General features: G+C 39.2%; 10 protein-coding genes and 1 pseudogene. 9 read left to right on the forward strand and 2 right to left on the reverse strand.

Annotated elements, in window-relative coordinates; all coding sequences use genetic code 11:
- Positions 1–141 precede the first annotated feature (141 nt).
- Positions 142–447, reverse strand: a complete 306-nt coding sequence (locus AC1DIV_RS06545; RefSeq protein ID WP_477576032.1) for a hypothetical protein — start codon at positions 445–447, stop codon at positions 142–144.
- A 703-nt stretch (positions 448–1150) separates the two neighbouring features.
- Here AC1DIV_RS06545 and AC1DIV_RS06550 point away from each other — a divergent pair.
- The 6 genes and pseudogenes from AC1DIV_RS06550 to AC1DIV_RS06575 form a co-directional block, all read left to right on the forward strand.
- Positions 1151–1632 (forward strand): annotated as a pseudogene (locus tag AC1DIV_RS06550) (transposase); the annotation flags it as partial.
- 273 nt (positions 1633–1905) lie between these two features.
- Entirely contained in the window at positions 1906–2349 is a 444-nt protein-coding gene (locus AC1DIV_RS06555; protein ID WP_054395643.1) for an SRPBCC family protein, read from the forward strand.
- Between the two features lie 167 nt (positions 2350–2516).
- A complete protein-coding gene (locus AC1DIV_RS06560) occupies positions 2517–2780 on the forward strand; it encodes a metal-sensitive transcriptional regulator (RefSeq protein WP_034307218.1) in 264 nt (87 codons plus the stop codon).
- A gap of 227 nt (positions 2781–3007) precedes the next feature.
- Positions 3008–4465 carry a cardiolipin synthase gene (gene cls, locus AC1DIV_RS06565; RefSeq protein WP_340876593.1) on the forward strand — a complete coding sequence of 486 codons (1458 nt, stop codon included), beginning with the start codon at positions 3008–3010 and terminating at the stop codon, positions 4463–4465.
- 441 nt (positions 4466–4906) lie between these two features.
- Positions 4907–5656 (forward strand): (S)-benzoin forming benzil reductase, encoded by a 750-nt coding sequence (locus AC1DIV_RS06570; protein ID WP_340876592.1) that lies wholly within the window; start codon positions 4907–4909, stop codon positions 5654–5656.
- Positions 5657–5841: 185 nt separating this feature from the next.
- Positions 5842–7104: a LysM peptidoglycan-binding domain-containing protein gene (locus AC1DIV_RS06575; RefSeq protein ID WP_340876591.1), complete on the forward strand. Its 1263-nt coding sequence runs from the start codon at positions 5842–5844 to the stop codon at positions 7102–7104.
- A gap of 180 nt (positions 7105–7284) precedes the next feature.
- On the opposite strand, the gene AC1DIV_RS06580 is transcribed toward AC1DIV_RS06575, so the two are convergent.
- The gene (locus tag AC1DIV_RS06580) at positions 7285–8388 is read right to left on the reverse strand and encodes an MFS transporter (RefSeq protein WP_477576123.1); all 1104 of its coding nucleotides are present in this window, start codon (positions 8386–8388) and stop codon (positions 7285–7287) included.
- 337 nt (positions 8389–8725) lie between these two features.
- Between AC1DIV_RS06580 and AC1DIV_RS06585 the strand changes: the two genes are divergently transcribed.
- The 3 genes from AC1DIV_RS06585 to AC1DIV_RS06595 all read left to right on the forward strand — a co-directional run bounded on the left by AC1DIV_RS06585 (position 8726) and on the right by AC1DIV_RS06595 (position 11521).
- Positions 8726–10441 (forward strand): ABC transporter ATP-binding protein, encoded by a 1716-nt coding sequence (locus AC1DIV_RS06585; protein ID WP_340876590.1) that lies wholly within the window; start codon positions 8726–8728, stop codon positions 10439–10441.
- 542 nt (positions 10442–10983) lie between these two features.
- The gene (locus AC1DIV_RS06590) at positions 10984–11310 is read left to right on the forward strand and encodes a hypothetical protein (RefSeq protein WP_445670125.1); all 327 of its coding nucleotides are present in this window, start codon (positions 10984–10986) and stop codon (positions 11308–11310) included.
- Between the two features lie 67 nt (positions 11311–11377).
- Positions 11378–11521: a hypothetical protein gene (locus AC1DIV_RS06595; RefSeq protein ID WP_445670124.1), complete on the forward strand. Its 144-nt coding sequence runs from the start codon at positions 11378–11380 to the stop codon at positions 11519–11521.
- Positions 11522–12003: the final 482 nt, after the last annotated feature.

Raw genomic sequence — 12003 nt, forward strand, 5'->3', positions numbered from 1 at the left:
AAATAAATGTTGATATGTGCGGATTATATTCATCTGCTAAATCAAACTGTTCAGTTTGGAATAAAACTTTTACAGAGGGAGTTAACGCTGCTTCGTAAAGTTGTGGTGTGTTCTTATTAGCCCTGAACGCAGATGCTCTTACTAGATTATGTTTCTTATCGTCACAGTGACAGTCATTATGTTTCTTATGGCACAAATGACAGTCATCGGTTTTCTTTTGATCACAAATACAGTCATTGTGTTTCTTATGACAAGAATGGCAATCATCCGGTTTCTTTTGGTTACAAATACAGTCACTGTGTTTCTTATGACAACAATGACAATCATCCGGTTTCTTTTGATCACAAATACAGTCATTGTGTTTCTTATGACAACAATGACAATCATCCGGTTTCTTTTGATTACAAATACAGTCACTGTGTTTCTTATGACAACAATGACAATCATCCGGTTTCTTTTGATCACATTTCTTATAAAGATATGTGGTGTCTACAAAGGAATTACAATGTGAAATAAGATAACGATTTTTAATCATAATCACCTTTTTCTTTTTTTATTTTCGGGTTATTTTATTCATTAAAAGAAAAGATGTTTGTACAATATGGTACAAAAGTGAAAATAAATCTAACTCAAACAGCAAAAATCTATAGGTTTATAAACCGTTTTTAAGAAGGTTGGTTGTTAACAAAAAGGGAAAATTAACTTCTAAAATTTTTTTAACACTAAATAACGGGTAAGCTACTTCATTAAGAAACACTAAAGAAGAACATAATAAGTGGTCTCTTTTATTTGTTCAAAAGTCAACATCAATATTAACAAAGCCAAAAAAAGAATTGCTGACCCTAATTAGCACCTACCTAGCATGTGTTGACCCTAGAGACCGTATTTTTTATAAGAGATGAATCGTTAGACGGCTTAGACTTCTCAGAGGTTGACTCAGGGATTCAACCTCTAGTGTGCTTGCCTTGCTCTATTGGTGTTTAGATTGTATAGACCCTTTTCAGTTTCTCTTACCTGACGTAAACAATGTTACCTTGCTGTACTCGACGTTCAATGTATTTATAAGGAAGATATCCAAATGTCCATAAGCTTCAATTCGTTTACTAATGAGGAAATGTTCATTCAAAAAAACATTCTATACAAAGAAATTAAACCGGTTTTACCTTATACACGCCCTCGCACAAAAGAAGGATTCTTCCGCAAACAGGACTATGTATACGATGAACATTTTGATTGTTACCTTTGCCCAACGGGTTAGCTATTAAAGTACTCAACAACAAATAAAGAGGGATATCGAGAGTACAAATCGCCCAAACACATTTGTACAACTTGCTCATTTTTATCTCAGTGTACAGAAAGTCTGGGTGTCAAAAAGTGGTAACACGTCATATCTGGCAAACACATGTGTAAGAAGCAGATCATCTGCGTCATCATCAAGATGTAAAACCTATATATGCGAAGCGTAAAGAAGCGATTGAGCGTGTATTCGCAGATGCAAAAGAAAAGTATGGTATGCGTTGGACTACTTTAAAGGGACTTAAAAAATTGTAGATGCAGGCGATGCTTACTTTCGCTGCCATGAATGTAAAGAAGATGGCAAATTGGACATGGCAAGGTCCGAAAATGGCCTAACATGGTGGGCTCGTGGAGCCCCCATCTCTTAACTTTAGGCGAAAAATCAAAGGGAATTTCAAAAGGGGTTCGGAATTTTATAATTCCGAGCCCCTTTTGTCTACATACTGGATCGTCCCTTTTTTACTGGGGCGATTCTTTGCTGTTATTATCTTTAAATGGTTTCTTACACCGGGAGAATTTTGTTTAAGAATCTAATCTTACCGTTCTATTCAATATTGTTCAGCCATACATTACAAGGATGTAAATAGAATGATTAAGGGGGGAACTGCTTTGTCAGAAGGTGTGCATAGTATCATATTACCTGTTTCCAAAAAAACGGTATGGGGTTTTGTAAGTAGCATAGATCGTTGGGCACCTCTAGTCCCAGGATATATCAATCATGAGATGATAAATGAGCGGACACTTATTTGGGAGTTTAAAAGCGATTTGGGATTAATGAAGAAGAAAATTAAACTGGAAGTGAATATATTGGAATGGATTGAACCCGATAAGGTAACATTTAAGCTTAAGGGATTAAATGAAAAATTTGATGGGCATGGCTATTTTTTAGCGGAAGAGTGCGGAATTGGACAGACTAAAATGACTGGCTGCCTGGCGATTACGGCAAAAGGCGCTAAAGCACCTATCGTCAATGCTTTGTTAAAAACCTACGTTCCCCAAATGACGATCGAGTTTTCTGAGGCAGTTGCACAAAGTCTTCTTGTACAAAAATAGAAATTACATATTGGAGTTTCATTGAATAGTTGCACTTGACAATTATACCTAAGTGGTATGTATTATAAATTGTAAGATTTTTATCAAACCTTCATTTCGACTGAAAGGGTTTTATGATGGATGTCTGGATAGGATTCATAAGTAATAGGCAGGGTAGGAGGCCTCACATGGAATACGATAAGCAGGTTAAAAATAGAGTGAAGCGAATTGAAGGACAGCTTCGTGGGATTTTGAAAATGATGGAGGATAATAAAGATTGCAGGGATGTAGTAACTCAGTTATCTGCAACCAGATCTGCAATCGATCGGACAATTGGGGTAATAGTAAGTTCCAATCTTGTTGAATGCGTCCGGGAGGCTAATGAATCCGGAGAAAAGAATCCCGAAGAGCTAGTGAAAGAAGCTGTGAATTTATTAGTGAAAAGCCGGTAAGCAATTATATTATTGTTAAATAGGAATTTTTAAGACAAATATTATTAGACTGCCTGGACAATCTGAGAAATTTTAGTGTCCGGGGTGGATGGATTTTTAAAATGGGCCTCTACAAGAAGAGGTCCATTTTTGTGAATTCTCTGTTTTCATTTCTGATAAGCAAATCCTTTGATATAAAGAATTTGCATGGTATCCTTAAAGGGATAAAAATTTAGTGAGGGTATGCTATGGAATTTACGCATGTTACATCGGTTTTGCTCGGCCTCGTCATCATTCTAAATATTTTATTTGCAACGATTGTCATATTTTTTGAAAGAAGGGAAGCGAGCACGACCTGGGCTTGGTTATTGGTTTTATATTTTTTGCCTGTAGTCGGTTTTATTTTATACCTGCTTTTTGGAACAAGTCTAAGGCACGCACACTTATTCCAATGGGAGGATAAGAAGAAGATCGGGATCGAAGAAATCATTGATAAACAGATGGAAGAGCTTTCAACGAATCATTTTCCTTTTCGAAATGCTTCTTCGAGTAATTATCGTGATTTGATTTATATGCATCTCCGAAACAATGATGCCGTACTTACTGAAGATAATCAAGTCGATATTTTTACGGAAGGGAAAAATAAGTTTGACCAGCTTTTTAAAGATATCGAAGCGGCCGAAAACCATATACATATACAATATTACATCATTCAAAGGGACGGCCTGGGTAAACGATTCATTGAAGCTTTGACTAAAAAAGCGAATGAAGGCGTCAAAGTTCGGCTGCTTTATGACGAACTGGGATCTAGAGGGATGACTAAACGTTTCTTCAGGGAATTTAGGCAGGCTGGAGGACGAGTTGAGGCATTCTTTCCATCCAAATTAAAATTTATAAATTTACGACTGAATTTCCGTAACCATCGAAAGCTCGTGATCATAGATGGAAAAGTAGGGTATGTTGGAGGCTTTAATGTTGGTGATGAATATTTAGGGCTTAATCCAAAATTCGGTTATTGGCGTGATACACACCTTCGTATAGAGGGTTCGGCTGTCAAAGCCATTCAAACTCGGTTTATCCTGGATTGGAATCAGGCATCAAAGCATCATGATATAACTTATCAGCCTCATTATTTCCCTATTGTAGAGACCCAAGGGAATATAGATTTGCAAATAGTGACAAGTGGGCCGGATTCTGAATGGGAACAAATTAAAAATGGCTATATTAAATTAGTTTCATCAGCAAAGAAATCGATTCTCATTCAAACACCTTACTTCATACCGGATGCCAGTTTATTGGATGCACTCAGGATTGCCAGCTTATCAGGGGTAGATGTAAAAATCATGATTCCGAATAAACCTGATCATCTTTTTGTTTATTGGGCAACGACTTTCAATGCAGGGCAGTTATTAAGAGCGGGTGCTAAGGTATACATCTATGATAACGGCTTTATTCATGCGAAGATGATCGTAGTAGACGAAGAGGTCTCCTCGGTAGGGACAGCTAACATTGATGTCCGTAGTTTTAAATTGAACTTTGAAGTCAATGCCTTCATTTATGATGAAGGAATGGCCGAAACGCTGACCAGGATTTTTTATAAGGATGTCGAAGTATGCAGGCAGCTTACAATTGAAGAGTTTGAAAAGCGATCAAAGTGGATTCGTTTTAAAGAGTCCATTGCAAGGCTGGTGTCACCGATATTATAATATTTAAAATAAACGAACCATTACTACATGGTCTGTTCAGACTGTAGACAAATTCGAAAAATCGAGTTTGCCTGCAGTTTTTTTCCTTGAAAAATAGTACGGAGCTTGATTTCAGAAATCCATTCCCTTTCAGTTGTAGACCATTGTTATTCATTGAGTTTGCAAAATCGTTGACTTCCTCTCCAGGCACTCGCTTTCCGCCGCGGGGTCTCCCTAGGGCGCGCTTTTCCCGCAGGAGTCCCGCACACCCACTCCAATCAACTTTGCTTTATTTTAGATGGAATTTCTTTTGTTTCAATTGAGGCTTCCTGCATGTTTAAAACAAGTACGGAGCTTGATTTCATAAAACAGTAGTCTTATCTTAAAATCACGGTATGTGGTGAGACCATTCCGAACTCGATTTTGATACAATAGTTTATATCCAGAAAAGGGGGAAAAGCCGTGAAAACGTATATAATAACAGGAGCTTCAAAAGGTTTAGGTGCTGCCATCGCCAAAGGGTGTTTGCAGACGAGTGATCATTGCATTTTAGTTTCCCGTACGGCCCATCCTGAAATGCAGCGGATGGCTGACCGTTCCGGGACGAAACTTACATTTATTTCGCTGGACTTGAATGAAACTGTAAAGTTACCTTCCTTAGTCAATGAGATTCTTACTGCCGTCGATGATACAAGTGACATTTATTTCATTAATAATGCAGGTGTCATTGAACCTATTAAGCCGGTAGGAAACCTTGGTATAGTAAATTTGGAAACGAGCATGCGGGTGAATTTCATGGCACCTATCGTATTGGCTGATGAATTCGTTAAACAGACAAAGGACTGGAACAGAAAGAAGGTATTGGTCAACATATCTTCAGGAGCAGCAAAAAATCCTTATCATGGCTGGGCAGCCTATTGCAGTACTAAGGCGGGGTTGGAAATGTTTACACGGGTTGCAGGGTTGGAACAGGATAAAACGTCTTTTCCTACGTCTCTCATTTCTTTTTCACCAGGTGTAATGGATACGGAGATGCAAGGGACAATCCGATCAGCAGACGAACGGGACTTTGCCGATCGAGACAAATTTCATGAATATAAAGAGAAGGGCATATTAAGAAGCCCCGAATTTGTGGCAGATAAACTTTTGCAGCTGCTTGAAGCAGAAGATTTGGAGAATGGGAAGTTCTACGACATTAAGAATTTACTTTGATGTATAGGAGAATATGGCTTATAGCGTGGGGGTGTCCCTTTGGACAGCCTCTTTTTTTTGTGATCTTTTATTCCAATAAAAAACGACTGAAAAACCAGAATATCTTCATTAGGAAATGTGATAATTCGTTCTATCCAATTACCTGAATAACATAAACTTTTTTTAGGGAGTTTGGAGGGTTTTGAATGACGATCATTATTGTGAAAAAAGGTGACAGCCTTTGGGAAATTGCCTCGAAAAATAAAGTTGCCCCATCGAGGATAATTGAAGTCAACGGATTGGAATCAACAACTTTGGTTCCTGGTCTGGCATTGTATATACCTAATGAAAAAGCGGTGAATCGAAGGTATCTAATTAAAAGTCAGGATACCCTTACTAAAATCGGCAGTCGTTTTGGTACGAGTGCAGCGGCAATCAAGGAGGCAAACCCAGGAATCTCTGAAAACTCGCTAAAAGTCGGTATGGAAATTTTGATACCGTCTCCTTACAAAAATCAATTGATTACGCTGGGTTTTGCCTTCCCGACTTCAGGTGGAGTCGTATTTGAAACACTTGAGCAGAATGGTGATAAATTATCCTATTTAGCCATTGTCGCTTATTCGTTTACAAGGGAAGGGAATGCGTACGTTGATGGAGATGATCTCCCGCTTATCGCGAAATGCGAACAGATAGGGGTGAAGCCGCTACTGATGATCCGAAACTTTCAAGATGGTGATTTCGATGCTGATTTGGCTGGTGATGTCCTTGCCAGTTCAGTATACAGAGCGAATTTAATCAATAGTATGCTGACTTTCGTTAGGCAGAAAGGCTATGGGGGTGTCAGCATGGACATCGAATTCATCCCACCTGCCAGGCGTTCCGATTATGTGCTTTTTTTAAAAGAATTAAAGGAGGGGTTGAACGAACTGATCCTGCATGTGAACGTACATGCAAAAACAGCGGATAATCCTGATAATCGAATTGTAGGCGGGCATGATTATCGGGGGATCGGAGAGGCAGCTGACCTTGTTGCCGTGATGACCATTGACTATGGGTATCCGACTGGACCGCCTGAACCCATATCCCCACTTTGGTGGATGGGAGAGGTTCTTCGTTATGCTTTGTTGAATATTCCTGAATATAAACTGCAGTCGGCATTTCCTATGTATGGATACGATTGGATAGTACCGAGCCACGAGACGAAAGCTTTATCAGCTCAAAATGCCCAAAACCTTGCCATTGCAACTGGTGCTGAAATAACTTTTGACACCTCAGCGGCTTCACCTTCCTATTCCTACCGAAGAGAGAATTCGAATCATGTCGTTTGGTTTGAAGATATAAGATCGATAAGTGCAAAATATGAAATGATTGATGCATATGAACTGATAGGAGCAACTTATTGGCAGATTGGTTTGGAATTCCCGCAGAATTGGGAGTTTATAAATAATAATATCTGGATTATCAAATAGAATGAATGGGTGCAGGCGGTTTATATATTTACTTCCCTTGTTTGGTTGTACGGCTTTTAACAGAAGCAAGCCAATCATACCGAGAAAGACTTTAAAGAGAGGCAATATTGTTAGACGGGTCTTGAAACGATAAAAAAGGTGCCATGGAAAACCAAGGCTCCTTTTTTTCGTGAAACGAAATCATCTAGGAAGATTAGATGACTTACTTGACAGCGATTGATCACATTGCTTCCCTATTAAGTCGTTCCTTTTAAAAGTTGCATAAAGAAAGGCAAGGAATATCAGGGTGGAGGAAAATTGGAACGTTGTTTTGACACTGTATGTTTCCGTTATAAAGCCTAATAGTAAGACAGAGCCGGCAAATGTAAGATTGATGACTGCTCCCCAAACTGCATGAATTTTTGCAAGAGTCTTTTCCGTAGCATGGTCTTGGAATAGCTTGGTATAGATCACTTCCCGGATTTGTTCTGGGAGCCCGTACAGGCATGCCAGCAGCAAAGCTAATGCAGGAATACTGGTAGTTCCAAAAAGCAGGATCAGCAGTGAACTGAGAAATAGCCCGAAAGTGATGAAGAATCCAATATATTTTTCTAGTAACTTGGCAAAACGGATGACGATCAATCCACTGAAAATCATGCCGACAAAGTAGCTTGTGTTAATGTACCCCCACCATTCCTCACCCAGTTGCAGGTTCTGTTCTACATATATATAGATAACGGCAGCCACCCACACGCTTGAAGCTAAAGTGGTTATGAAATCAATGGAAATGAGGGTACGGATAGTTGGGATTTGACGAATCGCAACCCATCCGGATTTAATCGAATCCCAGTTTGAAGGAGCAACAGGGTCCGTCGCATGTTCAGGGACTTTGATTCTCCCTGTATAGATCGTTGAAACGGCATAAAGCATGACCGTAAGCCAAATGATGAAACTGCTGTTGGTACTTATCAATAAGACGGAACCTAGTGGCCATCCTGCTACAAAGATGGTCTGGGTGATCACATTCAAGAAACCATTCGCTTTCATCCGCTCTTCTTTTGGAACTAATTGAGGAACCAAAGCTGCGCTAACCGGGGCAGCGACTCCGTCCAATAATGAAATAAAGGCAATGAAGAAAATGACGGCAACAGAAAAACCATGATCGAAACTTATTATAAAGATTCCTAGGCAAACGAGTAAGATCGTTTTCCACCATTGAGATTGAACGATGATTCTTTTTAAAGGAAACCTGTCGATGACAAGGGGGGCAAGTAAACTGCTGATGAACCGAAAAATCGTTGTAATTTGAACGGGAGCAAACTCAAATAGAAGGCAGACCCCGTCAAATTATATAATAGTGAAATCAACCCGACTACATAAAAAATATCCCCTAGATTTGCAAATGCCTGACCAATCCAAAGGCATCGAAACGATGTGTTTTTCATGAATACCATCCTTTACTAAAATAAAGTTCATGGATATTTAGAATGGTTATTTTTTTACACTGGATTCACTCCTTAAATTCAATAGATTGTATGAGCCGGGTTGGCTTTTTTTATGAACGTGGGCGTTCTGAAATGCTTGCTCAATATGGAATATGGAATTATACTCCTTAATATATGTAAAAAAGGAGAAAAATTTGATGATTCGACGTTTTGCTTCATATTACCTGCCGCATAAGCGGTTATTCATTATTGATTTCTTCAGTGCAGTGGTCGTGGCTGTACTTGAACTTGCATTTCCGCTAGCTGTTCAGTGGTTTATTGATACACTGCTGCCTGGCGACGATTGGTCTGCCATAGTTTCGGTAAGTGCCGGTTTGTTCCTGCTTTATATCATTAGTACCTTCTTACAGTTCATAGTAGGGTACTGGGGCCACAAATTGGGTATAAATATCGAGACTGATATGCGTGAGGAATTATTTGAGCATGTGCAGAAACAATCTTTTCGTTTTTTTGATAACACGAAAACCGGCCATGTCATGAGCCGCATAACCAATGATCTGTTCGATATTGGTGAACTTGCTCACCATGGTCCCGAAGATTTATTCATTGCCTTCATGACTTTTATAGGTGCATTTTGGATTATGTTGACAATCAATGTGAAACTGGCACTCGTATCGGTTTGTATTTTACCGTTTCTCGTGTTATTGATTGTCATAAGTAATTTAAAGATGAATAAAGCTTGGAAGAAAATGTATACAGAGGTTGCGGATGTAAATGCCCGTGTGGAAGATAGCGTCTCAGGAGTGAGGGTTGTACAATCCTTTACGAATGAAACATATGAAATGAAAAGATTTGCTACTAATAATCGCAGATTCCGTAAAGCGAAACTACTAGGTTATAAGGTTATGTCCTTTAGCTTATCAGGCATTTACATGATGACGAGGTTCATGACCCTTGCCGTGTTGGTGATTGGAGCTTGGCTAACTTTTCATGGGCAGCTCTCTTATGGGGAACTGGTTGCATTCGTCTTATATGTTAACGTATTATTTAAGCCGATCGACAAAATCAGTGCGTTGATGGAACTCTATCCAAAAGGGATGGCCGGCTTTAAGCGTTTTACGGAACTACTGGATGTCACGCCTGATGTAGTGGATAAAAAGGATGCAATTGAGATGACCACCCTATTAGGGGATATTTCCTTTAAAGATGTTTCTTTTAACTATGAAGACAAAAAGCCAGTTTTAAAAGGAATTGATCTAACAATTAAAGCTGGTGAAACCATCGCTTTTGTCGGGCCTTCAGGAGCTGGGAAAACGACCATATGTTCTTTGATCCCGCGTTTTTATGATGTTAAGGCCGGTTCAATATCCATTGATGGAATTGATATTCGTGAAATGACGAAAAAGTCATTGCGCTCACAAATTGGCATAGTCCAGCAAGATGTATTCCTTTTCACAGGAACTGTAAAAGAGAACATTGCGTACGGAATGCTTGGAGCATCGGATGAACAAATTCAAGAAGCCGCAAGGAAAGCCCATTTGGAGACTTTCATTGAAGGACTTCCAGAAGGCTATGAAACTCAAATAGGTGAACGAGGCTTGAAATTATCGGGTGGACAGAAACAACGAATTGCAATAGCGAGGATGTTTTTGAAGAATCCGCCAATATTAATTCTCGATGAGGCAACCTCTGCACTCGATACGGAGACGGAAAGAATAATCCAGCAGGCTCTTACGGAACTAGCTGAAAACAGAACTACGTTAATCATCGCACACCGATTGGCAACCATTCGTAACGCTGACAAGATCGTGGTTGTTACGGAAGAAGGAATTGCTGAAGAAGGCGGTCACGATGACTTACTTAAGCAGGGGGGCATTTTTGCCAATCTGCATCAATTACAATTCCAAAAATGATAAAAAGCTATTTGTCCTAACAAGGAAAGCTGAGTTTGTTGACTAAAGGGGTTTTACCTAAAATTTCAAAACAATGTTGATTGTAGCGGGTGTGCGAGACTCCTGCGGGAAAAGCGCGTCAAGGGGAGACCCCGCAGGCGCAAGGAGCCGAGGGAGGACCGCCCGTGGAAAGCGAGTGCCTGAAGTGGAAATCGACGTTTGAGGTTTTATAAACCCACTTAAAAAACTGAGACAAACTTGTCTAGTTTGTCTACAGTCTGAGCTATATGTCCTTACAAGGACAAATAGCTTTTTTAATAGCATGGAAAGGAGTTCAATCAATATTAAGTTCGATATAACATCATGACTGATTAATATTTCAATAAGGAATAAAAGTCTTTTAATTAAATCCGGGTTGAGGGGGAATGGCGGCTTATTAATCGGTTATTCGTTCAAATTGAGGCGAAATCTAATAGGTTAGCCTATAACAATAGAATTGGCTGTGCATACAATAAGGGTAGACGGTGAGGCCATAAAACAGAAAAGATTAAGGAGTGTAAATCGTGAAAGTAATGACTATTTTAGGGACTCGACCTGAAATTATTAGATTAAGTCTAATCATAAAGAAACTGGATCAATATGCCAATTCACATATTCTAGTGCACACTGGACAAAATTTCACCGCATCCTTAAGTGAAATATTCTTCCAACAGCTAAAGGTACGAACCCCTGATTATGTCTTGCTTAATCTCACTGCCGCTATGCGTTATGCAGGTCCAAGGGAAGCGGTATTTAATGCGCTTGTTCGAAAGAATTATGGTTGTACACACTTTATTGTCGGCCGTGATCATGCTGGGGTAGGGAAATATTATGGAACGTATGATGCGTAAAAAATATTCAACCAGTTTGACCCTAAAGATATAGGTATTAAACCATTGTTTTTTTAACATAGCTTATATGGCTTCTTTGAAGACATGCCTACATTCTGCTGACGAAAGGTTCATTTTAAGTGGACCGAAAGTCAAGGAAATGCTGCATGGGGGTTTTACTCCACCACCGGAATTTACTCGCCCTGAGGTGGCAGAAGTATTTATTAATTAAGGGCATGAAGCTAAAAGGGAGGGTTAACCAAAAGGCACAACTACTATCCTAACGGGTATCATAAGTGGAAGCCCCTACAAGGGGGTTATTAAGCCTTTGTTACAGTGCTTATCCAGCTTTAAGTCTGAAAAGCCGACGTTATTTAAAATATCCACACCATCCCGGCTAACCTCATTATACAAATGACTTTGTACAACCTGTATCTTTAATTCCTTGGAAATTGATATGTATCCCCTTATTTAGGCATAATAAAATCTATACAAGAAGTAGTTTAACATCCAAGTTATTTCATGGGTTTATTATACAGTCTAACTAAGGGGAAAATATCATGCGCAAGTGGAAGTAGATATATTTTAAAAATTGATGATATCCTAATTCCATAAAGCTAGTGGTTTATCAGTATAGTTGTGATTGTGGCAGATGAACTTTTGTCGACGATATCAATCCCAATATATAATTCTGTATTTTTGTATATTTCCTTC

This window comes from Peribacillus sp. 05N428, from assembly GCF_056397085.1.